General features: G+C 69.0%; 15 protein-coding genes. 8 read left to right on the top strand and 7 right to left on the bottom strand.

All coding sequences use genetic code 11. From position 1 onward, the window contains the following. Positions 1 to 2: 2 nt before the first annotated feature. Positions 3 to 779, bottom strand: coding sequence for a DtxR family transcriptional regulator (locus H6693_08370; GenBank protein MCB9516196.1), 777 nt, complete (start codon positions 777 to 779; stop codon positions 3 to 5). 157 nt (positions 780 to 936) lie between these two features. Here H6693_08370 and H6693_08375 point away from each other — a divergent pair, with 157 nt between their 5' ends. The 4 genes from H6693_08375 (at position 937) to H6693_08390 (ending at position 4,174) form a co-directional block, all read left to right on the top strand. Beyond that, positions 937 to 1,239 carry a hypothetical protein gene (locus H6693_08375; protein MCB9516197.1) on the top strand — a complete coding sequence of 101 codons (303 nt, stop codon included), beginning with the start codon at positions 937 to 939 and terminating at the stop codon, positions 1,237 to 1,239. Positions 1,240 to 1,322: 83 nt separating this feature from the next. Continuing rightward, positions 1,323 to 2,417, top strand: coding sequence for a hypothetical protein (locus H6693_08380; protein ID MCB9516198.1), 1,095 nt, complete (start codon positions 1,323 to 1,325; stop codon positions 2,415 to 2,417). A 14-nt stretch (positions 2,418 to 2,431) separates the two neighbouring features. After that, positions 2,432 to 3,319: a zinc ABC transporter substrate-binding protein gene (locus H6693_08385; protein MCB9516199.1), complete on the top strand. Its 888-nt coding sequence runs from the start codon at positions 2,432 to 2,434 to the stop codon at positions 3,317 to 3,319. A 15-nt stretch (positions 3,320 to 3,334) separates the two neighbouring features. After that, positions 3,335 to 4,174, top strand: coding sequence for a metal ABC transporter permease (locus tag H6693_08390; GenBank protein MCB9516200.1), 840 nt, complete (start codon positions 3,335 to 3,337; stop codon positions 4,172 to 4,174). On the opposite strand, the gene H6693_08395 is transcribed toward H6693_08390, so the two are convergent. Beyond that, positions 4,171 to 5,364, bottom strand: coding sequence for a class I SAM-dependent rRNA methyltransferase (locus H6693_08395; protein ID MCB9516201.1), 1,194 nt, complete (start codon positions 5,362 to 5,364; stop codon positions 4,171 to 4,173). The two genes, H6693_08390 and H6693_08395, sit on opposite strands and share 4 nt — an antisense overlap. Before the next feature lie 160 nt (positions 5,365 to 5,524). Here H6693_08395 and H6693_08400 point away from each other — a divergent pair, with 160 nt between their 5' ends. Then, positions 5,525 to 6,124: a hypothetical protein gene (locus tag H6693_08400; GenBank protein MCB9516202.1), complete on the top strand. Its 600-nt coding sequence runs from the start codon at positions 5,525 to 5,527 to the stop codon at positions 6,122 to 6,124. A 53-nt stretch (positions 6,125 to 6,177) separates the two neighbouring features. On the opposite strand, the gene H6693_08405 is transcribed toward H6693_08400, so the two are convergent. Continuing rightward, entirely contained in the window at positions 6,178 to 6,789 is a 612-nt protein-coding gene (locus H6693_08405; GenBank protein MCB9516203.1) for a superoxide dismutase, read from the bottom strand. Between the two features lie 247 nt (positions 6,790 to 7,036). Here H6693_08405 and H6693_08410 point away from each other — a divergent pair, with 247 nt between their 5' ends. From H6693_08410 to H6693_08420, 3 genes are all read left to right on the top strand, one after another. Then, positions 7,037 to 7,942: a hypothetical protein gene (locus H6693_08410; protein ID MCB9516204.1), complete on the top strand. Its 906-nt coding sequence runs from the start codon at positions 7,037 to 7,039 to the stop codon at positions 7,940 to 7,942. Between the two features lie 207 nt (positions 7,943 to 8,149). Continuing rightward, entirely contained in the window at positions 8,150 to 8,890 is a 741-nt protein-coding gene (locus tag H6693_08415; protein ID MCB9516205.1) for a hypothetical protein, read from the top strand. A 190-nt stretch (positions 8,891 to 9,080) separates the two neighbouring features. After that, positions 9,081 to 9,983 (top strand): hypothetical protein, encoded by a 903-nt coding sequence (locus H6693_08420; GenBank protein ID MCB9516206.1) that lies wholly within the window; start codon positions 9,081 to 9,083, stop codon positions 9,981 to 9,983. On the opposite strand, the gene H6693_08425 is transcribed toward H6693_08420, so the two are convergent. From H6693_08425 to H6693_08440, 4 genes are all read right to left on the bottom strand, one after another. Further along, positions 9,967 to 12,165 carry a butyrate kinase gene (locus tag H6693_08425; GenBank protein MCB9516207.1) on the bottom strand — a complete coding sequence of 733 codons (2,199 nt, stop codon included), beginning with the start codon at positions 12,163 to 12,165 and terminating at the stop codon, positions 9,967 to 9,969. The two genes, H6693_08420 and H6693_08425, sit on opposite strands and share 17 nt — an antisense overlap. 147 nt (positions 12,166 to 12,312) lie before the next feature. Next, complete coding sequence (locus H6693_08430) at positions 12,313 to 14,595, bottom strand: T9SS type A sorting domain-containing protein (protein ID MCB9516208.1); 2,283 nt, start codon at positions 14,593 to 14,595, stop codon at positions 12,313 to 12,315. A 204-nt stretch (positions 14,596 to 14,799) separates the two neighbouring features. Further along, entirely contained in the window at positions 14,800 to 15,516 is a 717-nt protein-coding gene (locus H6693_08435) for a hypothetical protein (protein MCB9516209.1), read from the bottom strand. Positions 15,517 to 15,538: 22 nt separating this feature from the next. Beyond that, positions 15,539 to 16,216, bottom strand: a complete 678-nt coding sequence (locus tag H6693_08440) for a hypothetical protein (GenBank protein MCB9516210.1) — start codon at positions 16,214 to 16,216, stop codon at positions 15,539 to 15,541. Positions 16,217 to 16,226: the final 10 nt, after the last annotated feature.

The following is a 16,226-nucleotide window of genomic DNA, read 5'->3' on the forward strand; positions in this document are numbered from 1 at the left end:
GTTCAGACCCGCTCCACGCCGATGGTCGCCGCCTCTGCCTTGCGCAGCGACAGGTGAAAGCCCTTCAGCTTGATGTCGATGGGATCGCCCAGCGGCGCCACGCGGTGCAGCGCGACCTCCACGCCGGGCAGCAGGCCCAGGTCCAGCAGGCGCTGCCGGATTTCCGTGGCCGCGCGGACGTTCACCACCCGGCCGCGCTGGCCGGGCTGCAGACGGTCGAGCGTGGTCACCTCGGCGTCGCGGCTGAAGAGGCCGACGGCATCCGGGCCGAAGCCCTCCAGGCAGGCGCCGCTTCGGCAGGACAGCGGCACGCCCCCCTGCCCGTTCAGCTCACGGCGGCCCGCGTCGTAACAGTCCTTGAAGCGCTGCACGAGCCCGTCGCCCGCGCGCGGACAGCCGTGCAGGAACTCCACGAAGCCCGCCAGCCGATCCAGCGTCTCCAGGCTGATGACGTGCTCGATCGAGCAGGCGTCGCGACCCGCCGTCTCGCGGCTCACGCCCAGGATCTCCGTGAAGAAGCGCGTGATGAACTCGTGCCGCTGCAGCACCCGATTGGCCAGCTCGTGGCCGGACTCGGTGAGCGTGGCCGTCTCCCGCGCGCGGTAGTCGATGAGCCCCTCGGCGGCCAGGCGCCGCAGCGCGCCGGTGACGCTGGCCATGCGCACGCCCTTGGCCCGGGCGATGTCCTTGGCCCGCGCCTCGCCCTTTTCCTGCACGAGCTGCAGGATGATCTCGAGGTAGTCTTCGAGGCTTTCGCCGAGGTCGCCAATGTGGGCCATCTTGCCGTCCGGTGAGGGGTTCGAGGCGCTGCGAGAGGGAACTTAGCCCAAGCTAACTCGGAGGACAAGCCCCGAAATTCGCCTGTTTGCTGATTTCTTTTCCGGGTTCAGGGAGGGGCCGCTTGCCCGGCGCGCCCGGGATGACTACCCTGCGGCCATGCTCGAAGCGCGCCAACGTCGCGGGGGCCTCGCCCTCGCCCTGCTCCTGCTGCTGTCCCTGTGGCTGGCGGGGCAGGGCACCCACGACCTGCTGGTGCATGCCGGCCCGCCGGAACACGGCGAGAGCGGTCACCACGCCACCTGCTGGCTCTTCCACGGCTTCCAGGTCATGGACGCCGTGCCGCCGGTGCTCGTCGCGCCGCTGAGCGCGCCCCGCGAGGTCCTGCCCGAGGACGCCACCCCGCGCCTCGCGGCGCTGCCCCTCTCCCGCCCCAGCACCCGGGGCCCTCCCACCGCCTGACCCGATTCCACGCCAGACATCACGCCCCGCCGGCCCCGCCGGTGGATGGCACCTGCGCGCACCCTGTGGTCACGGGAGGTCCCATGTCCATCCAGGCCCGCGGCGTCGCCCTTGCGGCGCTGCTGCTGCTCGCTCCGTGCGTTCGCGCCGGAGTCGTCAATCCGAAGCTTTCGGTCATCGGTCAGCCGCAGTTCACGATCAGCGACGAGGAGGGTCCCGACAGGGGACGCGTCCGCCTCGACGTGGGCGAGACCGAAATCGTCGTCGAGGACTATCTCAATCCATACGCCCGCGGCAGCTTCACCTTCGCCTACGCCGAGGAAGGGCTCGAGCTGGAGGAGGGTTACGTCGAAGTGCTCCGCGGCGTCCCGCTCGGCCTCGCCCTCAAGCTGGGCAAGCACCGGCTGGAGTTCGGCAAGCTGAACACCCAGCATCCCCACTCCCTGCCCTTCGCCGAGCGTTTCGGCTTGCTGGCCGCGTTCCTGCCGGGCGAGGAGTCGCTCAACGATACGGGCCTGCAGGCGTCGTTGCGCCTGCCCGCGCCGGGCGAGCTGTCGGTGGTCGCGACCGCCGAACTGCTCCAGGGCGACAGCTTCCGCCGCGGGCTCGACGAGGTCGAGGAGGAGACCGAGTCCCGTCCGGCCGTGCTCGCCCGCCTCAGCGCCTTCTCGCTGCTGGGAGAGCGGTCGGGACTGGAACTCGGTCTGTCGGCCACCGAGGGCACCAACAACGTGGCGGCGGGGACCCGCACGCGGGTGCTCGGCGCCGACGCCAAGGCCAAGCTCTGGCGCGGCGAACGCGCCTACCTCCTGCTGCAGGCCGAGGCGATGGCGCTACACCGCGAGGACGCCAGCCTGGATCCCGACACCGGCCACTACGCCCACGACACCGTGGATCCCTGGGGCTGGTACGCCTTCGCCGACTACAACTTCGCGCTGCGCTGGAACCTCGGGGCGTCGTTCGAGCGCTTCCAGCAGGACGACGCCAACAAGGACTGGAACGCGTCCGTGGGCCTCTTCGGCGGCTTCGCCGTGATGGAGGAGACCACGCTGCTGCGCCTCGACTGGCGTCGCGTGCAGCCCGCCACGTCGCCGGGTGAGGAATCGCACGACGCGGTGAACACCCTCACCCTTCGCATCATCTACTCCATGGGGCCGCACAAGGCCCACCAGTTCTAGACGGGAGGAACAGCATGAACACGAACCGACTCCGCGGCCTCCTGCTGGGGCTGCTCGCTCTCGCGCTGGCGACGCCGGCGGCGGCCAAGCTTCGCGTGGTGGCTTCCACCACCGATCTCGGCTCCATCGCCGCCAGCGTGGGCGGCGACCAGGTGGAGGTGGCCGCGATCGCGCGGCCCGGCAGCGACCCCCACCGCGTGGAGGTGTTGCCTTCCTACATGGTGCGGGTGTCCAGGGCGCAGCTCTACCTGAAGGTGGGGCTGTCGCTGGATCAGTGGGCCGATCAGATCATCGACGGCTCGCGCAGCGGCAAGCTCACGGTGCTGGACTGCTCGGCGCACGTCTCACCGCTCGAGGTCCCCACGACGCGGGTGGACGCCCGCCAGGGAGACGTCCACCCCAACGGCAACCCGCACTACTGGCTCGACCCGCACAACGAGGGCCTCGTGGCGCTGGACATCGCCGAGGCGCTGGCCCGTCTCGACCCCGCGCACGCCGGCGACTACCGCGCCCGCGCCACGGCCTTCGCCGCCGACTGCGAGGCCGCGCGCGCCGACGGCATCGCCCGCCTGGCGTCGCTGCCCACGCGGCAGATCCTCACCTACCACGCCTCGTGGATCTACTTCACCGACGCCATGGGCCTCAGCGTGCCCGCGCACGTGGAGCCGGTGCCGGGCATTCCGCCCACGGCCGGCCACCTGCAGGAGCTGGTGACGCTCATCCAGCGGCAGGGCATCCGCGTGCTGCTGCAGGAGCCCTACTACTCCGACGACGCCCCCGCCTTCCTCGCCCGGCAGACGCCGCTCCGCGTCGCCAAGGTCTCGCCGTCCTGCGACGACGTGACTCCGGGCAGCACCCTGGACCACTTCCGCGCGGTGGTGTCGGCCATCGCCGGCGACTAGCCAGGAGGAGCCAGCATGCTCGAGATCATGAGCCTTCCCTTCTTCCGCACGGCCCTCCTCGCCTGCTTCCTGCTGGCCGGCATCCACGCCTACCTGGGCTTTCACGTGGTGCGCCGGGGCGTGATCTTCGTCGATCTCGCCCTGGCGCAGATGGCCGCGCTGGGCGTGGCGGTGGCCGTGATGCTGGGCCGCCACGAGCATCCCGTCGAGACCTACGCCATGGCGCTGGGCATGACCCTGGTGGGCGCCGCCTGCTTCGCCTGGCTGCGGACGCAGGCGCGGCGGCAGGTGCCGCTGGAGGCCTTCATCGGGATCGTCTTCGCCACGGCGCAGGCGGCGGTCTTCCTGACGCTGGAGAAGAGCCCCGCCGGCCCCGAGCACCTGAAGGAGACGCTGGTCGGCGCGCTGTTCACCGTCGACCCGCGGCACATCACCAAGACGGCCGTGCTCTACGCGGCGATCGGCGTCGCGCACTGGCTCCTGCGCCGGCCCTTCTTCGAGATCACGAGCGCGCCGGAGGACGCCCGCCGCCGCGGCCGCTCGCTGTTCTGGTGGGACTTCCTGTTCTATGCGCTCTTCGGCGTGGTGGTGACGTCCAGCGTGCAGATCGCGGGGGTGCTGCTGGTCTTCGGGCTGCTGGTGATCCCCGCGGTGGCCGGACTGATGGCGAGCGAGCGCACGGGCCGCGCGCTGGCCGTGGGCTGGACCTTCGCCTTCGCCGCCTGCTTGCTCGGCCTGATGGGTTCGGTGCGCTTCGACCTGCCCGCCGCGCCCAGCGTGCTCGTCGCGCTGTCGACGCTGCTGGTGCTGCTGGGCGTCGCGCTGAGCCGCCGCGGCGCGGCGCGCGGCGCCTAGTCCAGCTGCAGGCCGAGCACCTTGAGGTAGCGCGTCTCGGGCATGCCGGGCAGCTCCGGGTGATCGCCGCCCTGCCCGCCGGTGTAGATCACGCGGGCCTGGCGTCCGGCCTTGCCCACGGCGCGCAGCACGCGCCCGCGCCAGACACGCTCCTCCACCGGGTAGGTGCAAGAGCAGGTGAGGAGGATGCCCCCCGGCGCCACGCGGCCCGCCGCGCGCCGGTTGAGATGCTCGTAGGCGCCGAGGGCTGACTCGGCCTCGTCGCGCTCCTTCGCGAGGGCCGGCGGGTCGAGCACCACCAGGTCCCACTGGCCGTGCGGCCAGCCGGGACCGCCCTTGCCCGGGCGCATGAGCTCGAGCGCCTGGAAGCGGCAGCGCTCGCGGAGGCGGTTGGCGTCGGCGCTGGCCCGGGCGAGCGCGAGGGCGGGCTCGGAGCGATCGAGGCCCAGCACCTGGCTCGCGCCCCCCGCGGCGGCCTGCAGCGCGAAGCCGCCGCTGTGGCAGAAGATGTCCAGCACGCGCCGTCCCCGCGCCACGCCGCGCAGCCAGGCGCGGTTGTCGCGCTGGTCCCAGAACCAGCCGCCCTTGAGGCCGCCCACCGGATCGAGCACGAAGCGCAGGCCGCCCTCCTCGGCCCAGGCGGGGTCGGGGATCTCGCCCAGCAGCTCGGGCTCCTCGCGCGGGAGCTTCTCCTTGCGGCGCACGGAGCCGTCGCGGCGCAGGATCAGCCCGCGCACGCCGGGGACGGCCTCGAGCGCGGCCACCAGCGCGGGCGCGTGCGCCTCGCTGACGGCGCTGGCAAGCTGCGCCACCAGCAGGGGTCCGTAGCGGTCCACGGTGAGGCCGGGCAGGCCGTCGGACTCGCCGTAGATCAGCCGGTAGTTGGGCGAGCCGCCGTAGAGCAGCTCGCGCAGCGCCAGCGCCTTGCCCACGGCCTCGCCCACGTGCTCGCGATAGTCCACCGCGCGCCGGGAGAAGAGCCGCGCGCGGATGAGCGACGCGGGGTTCCACAGCGCCGATCCGAGTTGCTGCCCGCGGTCGTCCACGAGAATGACACTGTCACCTGCCCGAAGGCCACCGGGGGCACGGTGGATCTCGGCGTCGTAGGCCCAGCAGTGGCCGCGGCGCAGGCGCCGCTCCTCGCCGGGCTTGAGCGTGACCACGGGGAGCGACGAGGTCGTCTTGGGCATTGCACTCCGTCCTGGGATGGAACCGGCGCCGAGCATAGGGCGGGCGAGCCGCGATCGGCAATAGCCCTCCGCCACGCGCTTCAATCCTCAGCGCGAATCTGCTAGAATGGACGAGGAAGCAGGCCGGGCCGTCCCCAGGACTCCCCGTGGAGCACCGGCCATGACACGACTCCTCGCGATCCTTCTCGCCCTCAGCGCGCCCCTCGCCGCCCAGGCGGCCGAGCTTCGCGTGCCCGGAGACTTCTGCCGCATCCAGCAGGCGCTCGACGCCGCCGCGCCCGGGGACACGGTGCGCGTGGCCGCGGGCATCTACGCGGGGCCCGGCAACCGGGCGCTCGACACCCGCGGCAAGGCGCTCACCCTGCTCGGCGCCGGGCCCGGCGCCACGGTGCTGGATTGCGAGGGAGCGTCGCGCGGCTTTCTGCTGCGCGGCGAGGCCGGCACGCGCTGTCTCGTCCGCGGCTTCACCGTGCTGCGCGGCGCCGCCGAACGGGGCGCGGGCGCGCTCTGCGAGGGGGCGTCGCCGCGCTTCGAGAGCTGCCAGTTCCTCGACTGCGAGGCGGACTACGGCGGCGGGCTGGCCGTCACCTGGGAGGCGACGCCGCGCCTGCGCGCCTGCGTGTTCAAGGGGAACCGGGCGCGGCTTGGCGGCGGGGACGTCTACGTGGTGGGCGGCGAACTGCTGCTGCGCGACTGCCGCGCAGGGGACGTGCTCGCGCTCGCGGGCGCGCGGCTGCGTCGGATCGACAGCCCTCAATGAAAACGGGGCCCCGGGAGAGGGGCCCCGCGTCAACCTTCGGGAATGGTGTCGGCTTATTTCGCTGCGTCGAAACGCTTCGCTACTTCGCTCCAGTTGACAACGTTCCACCAGGCGCCGATGTAGTCCGGTCGCCGGTTCTGGTAGTGAAGGTAGTAGGCGTGCTCCCAGACATCGAGGCCGAGGATGGGCGTACCCGAGCCGTCCATGAGCGGGTTGTCCTGGTTCGGCGTGCTGCTCACCGCGAGCTTGCCGCCGGCCACGGACAGCCACGCCCAGCCCGAGCCGAAGCGCGTGGCCGCGGCGGTGCCGAACTGCTCCTTGAACTTGTCGAAGGAGCCGAAGGCCGCGTCGATGGCCTTGGCCAGCGCGCCGTCGGGAGCGCCGCCGCCCTTGCCGCTCATCACCGTCCAGAAGAGGCTGTGGTTCCAGTGGCCGCCGCCGTTGTTGCGCACCGCCGTGCGCTGGGCCTCGGGCACGTCGCCGAGATGGGCGAGCAGGGTGTCCAGGGGCTTGTCCGCGGAGGCGCCGCCGGCGGCCTCGAGGGCCTTGTTCAGATTGGCGACGTAGCCGGCGTGGTGCTTGTCGTGATGGATCTCCATCGTCCGCGCGTCGATGTGCGGCTCGAGAGCACCGAAGTCGTAGGGTAGATCAGGAAGCTTGTGCATCGTCTTCATCTCCTTCCACGGAATCCCAATGCAGGTCCTTGGTCTTGGGGACCAAGGTAGTCCAATTTCGACGCGGGTCAAGAACCCCGCAAATCTTAACGAGTTAGGAGATTTCAGGAGCGACAGATCCGCTTGCGGGCCGTGCGATTCGGGTGACAAAAACAGGCCCGAGCGGCGAATCCGGCCCGACCGCGTGGACATGTTGTTGAGGACGCGCTAGACTCGAATCGTGGGAGGGAGGGGCACAATGAAAATGAAGCTGATGTTCGCCGCGATTCTGTCGCTTGTAACGGCGGCGCCCGCACTCGGCGTCTGCACGCCGACGGTTGTGGGCCTCTACGGGGAGCCGCAGGCCATCCTGTGTTCGATCGATTCGGACATCTACACCACAACTAGTGTCTACCTCATCCTGACCCGGGACTGGCAGTCGCCGCCCCTGGAGTCGCTTGCGCTGGATCTGGTGGGCTGGCCGGGCGATGGGGAAGCGATCGTCACGACGGTCTGGGAGCACGCGCCGGTGTCGGGAGCTCCGGGCAGCACGATGACCTGGTCCTGGCCCGAAGGGCTCAGCGGCGGCCCCGTGCTGCTGCTGGGGCGGATCGACGTCTTCCCGCTCATCCAGGACTGGCCAGGCGAGAACTGGTTCGTGCGGACGGAGATCCAGTCGATCCAGGACGTCTACCAACAGACGCCGCCGCACGCCGGTCTCGAGTTCGTCTTCAACTGCGCGGGAAGTGTCGACTGCAATTGTGTTTGGGACCTCTCCCTGTACAACGCACCAGATCTCGAACTGGCCGGCTTCTCGCCCGGACCGGGCGACGTGGTGTCAGGAAGCTTCGAATTGAGCTTCCACGTGCGGAGCCTGCTCTGCGACAACTACGGTGGCGGGGAGCAGCTGCCCTATACCGGCAGTGTACTGGTGAACGACGAGCTCGTCGCCGAACTCGCGGGTGACGAGAGTGGCATCGAGCAACTTACGCTCAGCACAGGGGACTTACCGGGGGGCTCATCTTTCACCGTGCGCGTGCTGCTGGACAACGGCGCCAGCACAGAGGCCCAGCTGGAGTACACGGTGGGCACGAGTACGGGCGTTCCGGATCCGCCCACGGCGAACGACGCCAGGAGCTTCTCCGCGATCAAGGCGCTCTACTGATGCAGCGGATGTGATGGCCGGAGTGGGGACGTGGAGGAGATCATGAAATGCGCGGCTTTGCTCGCCGCCGTCTTGCTGGCGGCCTGGCCTGTTCCAGGGCATGCCTGGTGCGGGAACTCGACGGTCGGCATCTACGCGGAAAACGCTGGCGTGCTGTGCAACGCGGACAGCGATTCCTCGGATGAACTCACCCTCTACCTGCTCCTGATGAGGCGCCAGGCGACGCCGCTGCGTGAGCTCCGGATCCTGATGACCGGCTGGCCCGACGGTGGCGACGCCCAGATCGATGCCGACTGGATTCACGAACCTGCTACCGGCGAGCTTGGCGGAACCCTCGTCTGGGAATGGCCCGAGGGCGTGGACACTGCGCCGATGCTCTTGCTCGGCACCATCCACGTGTCCCCACCGAACGGCCTCTGGCCGGGCTGGGACTGGCTCGTGAACGTCGAGACGGAGAGCCTGCTGGACATCTACCAGCAGTCGACCCCCGTCGGGCCGACGCACTTCGTCTTCAACTGCACGGGCGTCGACGGCAACTGCGACTGCTCGCCGGTCGACCACGAGCCCGAGTCGACCGCCGCCATCGAGGTCGAGGGAGTTTCCCCGGGTCCTGGAGCGATCGTGGGCGGAACCTTCGACCTGAGCTTCCACGTGTGGAGCCGCTGGTGCGACGGCTACGGAGGCTGGGAGCTCCCCTACACCGGCAGCGTGCTGGCGAACGACGAGCTCGTCGCCGAACTCGCGGGTGACGAGAGCGGCATCGAACAGCTCACCCTCGACACCGGCGACCTGCCCTCGGGGTCCATCCTCAGCGTGCGGGTGCTGCTGGACAACGGCGCCAGCACCCAGGCGCAGCTCGATTACGTCGTGGACACGAGCACCGGCGTCCCCGACCCGCCGACGGCGGATGGCGAGATGAGCGTTTCCGCGATCAAGGCGCGCTACTGAACGGCGGGAGTGATGAGCAGGTCGTCACAGGGAATCGTGGTCGAGCTGCTGGCGACAGCGGTCCGTGCGGCGATCGTCAGCCCTGCGAGGCCCCGTCCGATCGACGGGGTGGGCCTCTGCACCCAAGGACTCGAGTGCGGGTGGCCATGACGTCGCCGTCGATCGAGACTCTACGCGTGGGAGGTGGCAAATGACAGTCAAGCTGGGGCTCGCCGTACTACTGGTCGTCGCCTCGTTCACGGTCGCGCACGGAGCCTGTGGCAGCGCCGTGGTCGGACTCTTCGGGGATGATCAAGCAGTTCTCTGCCAGGCCAACACCGCGCTGTACAGCACGACGACGGTGTACCTGTTCCTGTTCTCATCCGCCTCGGCACCGCTGCGTTCGGTCGAGGTGAACCTCGCTGGCTGGCCCAGCGGCGAGGGGGGGCTGATCACCCCCCACTGGGAGCACTTCCCCGATTCGGGCGATCTGGGCAGCACCCTCCGCTGGGAATGGCCGGAGGGCCTGGACGATGCGCTGTCTCTCTTCCTGGGCTCCATCGACATCTTCGTGCTCGAAGAGGGCTGGCCTGGCCAAGACTGGATCGTGGACGCGGAGATCCAGTCGATCGAGGACATCTACCACCAGATTCCGCCACACAGAGATCTGCAGTTCGTGTTCAACTGCACGGGACAGGTCGAGTGCGAGTGTGGCTGGGGCTTTCCGGCCTACAATGAGCCGAGCATCGAGGCTTCGAGCTTCTCCCCGGCGCCGGGGGCCTCCGTGGCAGGCAGCTTCGCCTTCAATTTCCACGTGATGAGCGTGCTCTGCGAGCCCTATGGCGGACAGCAATCGCTCCCTTACACCGGTAGCCTACTTGTGAACGACGAGCTCGTCGCCGATCTGGCCGGCAATGGCAGCGGGGAACAGCTGCTCACCCTCGACACGGGTGACCTGCCGGCAGGGTCGACGATGAGCGTGCGCGTGCTGCTGGACAACGGCGCCAGCACCCAGGCGCAGCTCGATTACGTCGTGGACACAAACACCGGCGTCCCCGACCCGCCGACGGCGGATGGCGAGATGAGCGTTTCCGCGATCAAGTCCCGCTATTGACCCGCTCCGCGCGGCCCTGGAAGTAGAGCCGCAGGCTGAGCGCCAGGCTGGACAGCTTGGTGAGCGCCGTGTCGCCCCGGCTGGTGAGGACGACGGGAATCTCGCAGCCCACGATCACGCCGGCCGCGTTGAGACCGCTCGACACCGTGAGCGACTTGTAGACGGCGTTGCCCGCGTCGATGCCCGGCATGATCAGGATGTCCGCCGTCCCGCGGATCTCGCCGTGGTAGCCCTTCTCCTCGGCGATGGCCGCGTCGACGGCCACGTCGAAGCTGAGTGGGCCTTCCACCAGGCAGTCCTTGCGCTCGGCGAAGCCGCGCGCGATCTCGGCCGCCTCCACGCTGCTCTCGATGCGCGGATTGACCTTCTCGATGGCGCTGATCACGGCCACCTTGGGGCGGGGCAGGTTCAGGCTGCGGGCCACCACCAGGGCGTTCTCGAGGATGCGTCGCTTCTTGTCCTGGTCGGGATCGACGTTGATGCCCGCGTCGCTCAGCAGCAGCAGCTTGCCCTGCTCCGAGCGCTGGAAGACGGCCACGTGGCTGAACAGCGCGCCTTCGTGCAGCCGTCCCCGCTCCTTCAGCCAGCGGAAGACGGGGGCCAGCAGCTCCTCGGTCTTCACGGAGCCCTTCATCAGCACCTGGCAGCGATCTTCGGCGTAGAGCTCGAGGCAGCGGGCGACGGGATCGTCGGCCTCGACCAGCTCGAAGTCGCCGCGGCGCAGGTCGAGGCCCACCTTGGCGGCCATCTTGCGCGTGGCGGTGATGTCCCCCACCAACATGAAGCGGGCGATCTTGAACTCGCCCTCCTCGGTGGCGCGGCGCGCGGCCTCGAGGGCGTCGTCGTTGTCCGAACCGGCGATGGCGATGGTGGGCAGGAAGTGTCGATTGACCTGGCTGCGTGTGGCCTGGATCAGCTCCTCGAGGCTGCGGATCGGGCTGCCCGGCCGCCGCCGCATCACGGGCTTCCTGAAGACGGGCTGATCCATGAGACGGTTCTCGTACTGGCGGTAGGCCGCCAGCATGTCGCGCTCCTCTTCATAGCGTCGCAGACTGTCGGGCTCGAGCAGCGCGCGGGCCATGCCGGCCGCCAGGCTCTCCTGCTCCACTGATCCAGGCAGCCGCACCACCGGCAGCAGCCCGCCCACGCGCTCCTCGATCCGGTCCGCCAGTTCGCGGCTGCGCGACAGCCCGCCCGTGATGACCACGTAGTCGGGCCGTCCCCAGCCCGCCGCGCAGGACAGGATGCCCTCGCTGATCTTCTGCGCGAAGAAGCGCAGCAGCAGGTTGATCTTGTCGGCCTGCGCGCGCGTGGCGCCGTGCTCCCTGAAGTCGAGGAGCGTCTTGAAGTCGTTCGTGCCGGCCAGCGAGAGCAGTCCGCCCTCGCGAAAGACGCCGCGGCTCAGTTCGTCCAGCGCGACGTGATGCCCTTCCAGCGCCAGCAGCAGATCGTGGATGGGCAGCGCGCCGCTGCGGTTCATGGACGGCAACCCGCTGAACGCGTTGATCACCCGCACGGCCTTGCCCCGGTGGAAGCGGATCACCGAGATGCCCCCGCCCAGGTGCGCGCTCACCACGCTGGCCTCGTCCGGATCGATGCCGAACTCCCAGGCGCTCAGCCGCAGCACGGCGCGATGGTTGAGGTAGTGCGCCGCCGTGCCGTCCGTCTTGAACTCCCGGAGGCCCGTCATGCGGCTTTCGATCTCCACCTCGTCGATCATGGGCGGGTCGGTGATAACGACAGGTGTCCCGCGGGCACAGCGCTCCCTGAGCGCCAGCGCGATGGGCACGCCGAGGCTGGACGCATGCTTCAGCCGGGGGTGAGCCAGGTCCTCGAGCAGGGCGTCGCTGATGGGATAGACCCCGCTGGGCACCGGCTTCAGGACGCCTCCTCGCGAGGCGATGCCGTCGAGGCGGCTCAGATCGATCCCGGTCTGGGCCAGCCAGCCGCGGATCAGCTCGGCGCGGCTCTCGGGGCTGTCCTCCTGGTCCGGGTCGAGGTGCACCTCGAAGTCCGCACGCTTTTCGATGCCCTCGAAGTAGGCGACCTTCGTGGAGGTGGAGCCGGGATTGATGACGAGAATGCGGTAGCCGGCCTCCGCCAAGCGCTCGGCCAGCGGCGCGCCCAGGAGCCGCCGGAAGATCTCCAGCGGCGGCATCTTGCGCAGTAACAGGGTCTTCACGCCCTCAAGGTAGCCAGGACCGGGCCACCCGCAATAGAGGAAAGGCCCGACGGAGATCCGCCGGGCCCTGTGCAGACGAGAGATGGCCCTGCGCCCCTTCCCGCGAGCGACTTCGAAGTGGAGTCGAGCGGGAAGGGGCGCGGGGACTTACTTGAGGAGCAGCATCTTCTTCGTCTCGCTGAACTGCCCCGCGTCCAGGCGATAGAAGTAGACGCCGCTGCCCACCGGGCGGCCCGCCGCGTCGGTGCCGTTCCAGACCACCTGCTGCGAGCCGGCGGGCATCATGCCGTCGGCCAGCGTCACGACGTACTGACCGGTGGCGGCGTAGACGTCCAGGCGGACATCGGCGGCCTCGGGCAGCGCGAAGCTGATCGTGGTCTTCGGGTTGAACGGGTTCGGATGGTTCTGGCCCAGGGCGAAGGCGTTGGGCGCAGTGTCATCCACCGGCGTGAGGTCGGTGAGGACGTCCACCTGATCGATCACGGCGAAGCGGTTGAAGTTGGTCACCGTCACGGTGATGTAGGTGTCCGGCAGCGCGTCCACGAGGGCGACCACGGCCGTGCCGCTGATGTCGCAGGTCGCCGCGCCGAGGAAACGGCCGGCGTCGCTCAGGCCCACGAGGGCGCCGGGCTCGGCCATCACGGTGAAGGTGGTGGCGTCGCCCAGGATCTGCGCGTCATGGGTCACGGTCATCGCCGTCGGCGTGTCCGTGCGCACGCGCAGGGTCGGATCGCCGAAGACCGTCCAGCACTTGTACTCGGTCTGACCGGTGGTGCCGTACTCGTCCATCATCTGGCAGGAGCCGTTGAAGCAGAGCGCGCCGAAGCTGCGCTTCGCGCCGGCGATCATCAGGTCGATGACCTCGTCCTGCGCGCTCATGGGCGGCGCCCAGCTCTGGTTGATGGTGGAGCCGTAGAAGCCCACGGCGCCCGTCGGCTCGCCGTTGTGGCTGGCGCGCAGCCAGGCCTCGGCGAAGCAGGTCGTGGTCATGAACTCGCCGTTCACGCAGGCCACGCTGACGATGAAGGGCAGCATGTTGTCGTTCACCAGCGCGTTCACGTTCGTGTTGCTGAAGCCGGAGGTCGTCCACGCCGTCGTGCTGCCGTGGCCGGTGTAGTTCATGATGCCGCGGCCGGCGTTGACGGCGGTGGTCACGCGCGCGGCGTTGGCGCCGTTGGTGTCGTAGATCTGGTCGACTTCGTCGTAGGTGAAGTTCAGGAGCTTCTGGCGGATGACGTCCTGGTGCTGCCAGTCGGCCTCGCCGTCGTCACCGATGCCCGAGCCCTGGGACGAGCCGAGGCCCGTGCCCTTGTGGTACCAGGCCGCGCCGGCCTGGGCGTCGCGCTCGTACTCGATGAACTTGGTGATCTGGAGGGTCACCTCGGCCGTGGTGGTCGCGCTCAGACGGCCGATGAAGCCCTCGGGATAGCTGTCCGTGCCGGCCAGCAGCGCCAGGGACGGATCCGACGCGCCGCCGCTCCAGGTGATGTAAGGCACCTGCGGGCCGTCGCCCACCAGCAGCACGTAGCAGAGGTCGTCGTTGTCGTACATGCCCTGCACGTAGGTCTTCAGGGCCGCGCCCGTGGCGCCGGCCTCGGAGACGGGGATCATCGTGGTCTTGATGCCCATCTGGTTCTTCCAGTCCACGAAGGGCTGCATGGCGCCCATGAAGGCGTCGTAGGCGATGACCAGCAGGCATCCGCCCTCGGGCACGCTGCTGTAGCGGTCGCCGTCGGCTCCGAGCTCGGCGTAGTTGAGGTAGTGGTCCCGATAGATGCGCTCGAAGTCGGCGACGCGGGTCGACGGCCGGTGCGTGAGGACGTTGGTCTTGCCCGGACCCGCGGCGGACACTTCCACCGTGAGATCCGTGTAGACGCGCAGCGTGTGGCTCGCGGCGTTGTACTGGAAGGGGTTCACCTCGACCACCAGGCCGCGCGTGTCGCGCATGATGTAGGGCTCGTCCAGCATGGCCGGCTTCGCGGGATACCAGTCGTTCGACGCGTAGAAGGCGTCGAAGTTGTGGCGGACCAGCGCGGGGTCGACGTTGCGGGTCAGGTTGCCCTTGGACGGGGCCACGTCGATGCCCGGCAGATCCACGTAGTTCGCGCCCACGATCCGCAGCTGCATCGCGGCGTCGTCGGGGATGACGATGGACTCGCGCAGCGTCGGCAGCTCCGGCAGGCCGGCGTCGAGGTGCTTCGCGCGACGGCCCAGGTCGACGGTGCTGTACTCACGGCCGCCGATCCACACCGACTCGAGGTCGAAGGCGTTGACGCCGTAGTGGATCACGGTGCGCTCCGGCGTCGCCTGGAGCACCTGGATGTCGTAGAGGTCCTCACCGTTCTGGAGGACCACCTGCTGACTGGCGAGAGCAGCGCCGGCCACGGTCAGGAGGAGCGCGAGGCTGAGCAGCGTTGACAGACGTTTCATTCCAACCCCCGGGGGCAAGTGCGTGGGTACCGGGCGCCGAGCCGTCATGGCGGCGAAACGGCGCGACGGGCAGTCGCGAGGAAAGTCAGAGTCTATCAGATATCGGGGTGGACGACAACCGAAGACTGAGGCAGGACAGGGACTTACGAGAAAGCGCCGGGCATTGTCCGCCCGGCGCCCCTGAAATAATCGTGCAAAGTGCGGCTACTCCTTGGGTCCGTGCAGCACCCGGTCCATGTAGAGCACCTTGATCAGGCTGAGCGCGGCGTCCTCGGTGCTCTTCACGGTGACGATGTCCACCCAGCGCCAGAGCCGCCACTCGGTGGTCCCGGCGACCGTGATCGGCACGCAGTAGAGCATCAGGCGGTCCTGGACATCCCAGGCCGTGATGTTGTTCGAGCCCTGGATCGCCGACTTGAGCGTCACGAAGATGTGGGTCTCATAGGGCCTTGTCCGCGCGCCGTCCGGACAGATCACCCCATCCACCAAGTCGCCGGCCGCGTTCGCCCACAGGGCATTGGCAGTCAGCTGGAGGGAGATGCTCTTGATGCCGGGGTAGTCGTGCCCGGCGCCGTCTGACCCTGCATTCCCCGCGAACATGTGCCCCATGCATGCGAGCTCGGCCGCGCGGTCGAGATAGTCGGGCAGGGTGGGTCCGCCGGAGACGTCGGCAAAGATGAAGCGGTACTCCCCATGGGCCAGGCCATCAGAGGCAAGCGGCTCGCCGTCGTAGAGCAGGGCTTCATAGCCGTCGATGTCCAGGGCTTCGATGGCGAGCTCGAAGTTGTGCGCCAGGTTGTCCTCGCTGTCGTTCGCCAGGTAGTCGGGGCCGTCGGGCGGCGTCAGTGTGTGCTTGGCGTCCTCGGAGCAGCCGACGGCGAGAAGGGCAACGAGCAGGGCGGCGGCGGCACGATGAATCATCTGTTTCACTCGGATTCTCCCCTCAGTAAAGCGCCTTGATCGCGCCGAAGCTGTCGCTCTCCGACTTCCCGGTGACGACGTCCCGCCACTTCCACAGCCGCCAGCGCGGCGCGTCGGGCGAGCCCGTCGGAATGCAGGTGAAGAGGGCGCGGTCGTTCACAAGCCAGGCGTTGATGTTGTTGGAGCCCTGGATGGCGGACTTCAGCGTGATGAGGATGTGCGTGTCCATGGCCAACTGCTGCGTACCCTCGGGGCAGGCGTCGGCCTCGACGCTGTCCGCCACGCTTTGCCAGGGGCTGAGCTTGACCAGGTCCAGCTGGATCGCCTTGATGCCCGGGTAGACCTTGCCGGAGAGGTCCTGCCCGGGGAGGCCGGCGAACATCGTCACGACTCGCTGGAGCTCGCGGGCGTAGTTGTCGTCCGCGACGGGGAGGTTCGGATCGGCGCTGCTCCGGTCGTAGTAGAACATGAAGGGCGCGTAGACCTGGCCATCCGCAGCCGGCATCACGCCGTCGTAGAGGATGCTGTCGCGGTACTCGGCCAGGTCCATGAACTCCCAGGCCGTGATCAGGTTGTCGATCAGGTTGTCGGGGCTGTCGTAAGCGAGATAAGTCGGTTCCAGGTCCTGTGGGACCGGCATTGGGTCGCTGAGCAGGCTGTTGCATCCCCCCAGCGCCCCCGCCAGGGCGACCGCCAGCATTGCCCATCGA

This window comes from Candidatus Latescibacterota bacterium, assembly GCA_020633725.1.
Taxonomy (GTDB): domain Bacteria; phylum Krumholzibacteriota; class Krumholzibacteriia; order JACNKJ01; family JACNKJ01; genus VGXI01.

Bases quoted from the DNA above. Each gene is read 5' to 3' on its own strand.
- H6693_08370 (MCB9516196.1), bottom strand. From the start codon at position 779: ATGGCCCACATTGGCGACCTCGGCGAAAGCCTCGAAGACTACCTCGAG.
- H6693_08435 (MCB9516209.1), bottom strand. From the start codon at position 15,516: ATGATTCATCGTGCCGCCGCCGCCCTGCTCGTTGCCCTTCTCGCCGTC.
- H6693_08405 (MCB9516203.1), bottom strand. From the start codon at position 6,789: ATGCACAAGCTTCCTGATCTACCCTACGACTTCGGTGCTCTCGAGCCG.
- H6693_08390 (MCB9516200.1), top strand. From the start codon at position 3,335: ATGCTCGAGATCATGAGCCTTCCCTTCTTCCGCACGGCCCTCCTCGCC.
- H6693_08395 (MCB9516201.1), bottom strand. From the start codon at position 5,364: ATGCCCAAGACGACCTCGTCGCTCCCCGTGGTCACGCTCAAGCCCGGC.
- H6693_08420 (MCB9516206.1), top strand. From the start codon at position 9,081: ATGACAGTCAAGCTGGGGCTCGCCGTACTACTGGTCGTCGCCTCGTTC.
- H6693_08410 (MCB9516204.1), top strand. From the start codon at position 7,037: ATGAAAATGAAGCTGATGTTCGCCGCGATTCTGTCGCTTGTAACGGCG.
- H6693_08385 (MCB9516199.1), top strand. From the start codon at position 2,432: ATGAACACGAACCGACTCCGCGGCCTCCTGCTGGGGCTGCTCGCTCTC.
- H6693_08415 (MCB9516205.1), top strand. From the start codon at position 8,150: ATGAGGCGCCAGGCGACGCCGCTGCGTGAGCTCCGGATCCTGATGACC.
- H6693_08380 (MCB9516198.1), top strand. From the start codon at position 1,323: ATGTCCATCCAGGCCCGCGGCGTCGCCCTTGCGGCGCTGCTGCTGCTC.
- H6693_08375 (MCB9516197.1), top strand. From the start codon at position 937: ATGCTCGAAGCGCGCCAACGTCGCGGGGGCCTCGCCCTCGCCCTGCTC.
- H6693_08440 (MCB9516210.1), bottom strand. From the start codon at position 16,216: ATGCTGGCGGTCGCCCTGGCGGGGGCGCTGGGGGGATGCAACAGCCTG.
- H6693_08430 (MCB9516208.1), bottom strand. From the start codon at position 14,595: ATGAAACGTCTGTCAACGCTGCTCAGCCTCGCGCTCCTCCTGACCGTG.
- H6693_08400 (MCB9516202.1), top strand. From the start codon at position 5,525: ATGACACGACTCCTCGCGATCCTTCTCGCCCTCAGCGCGCCCCTCGCC.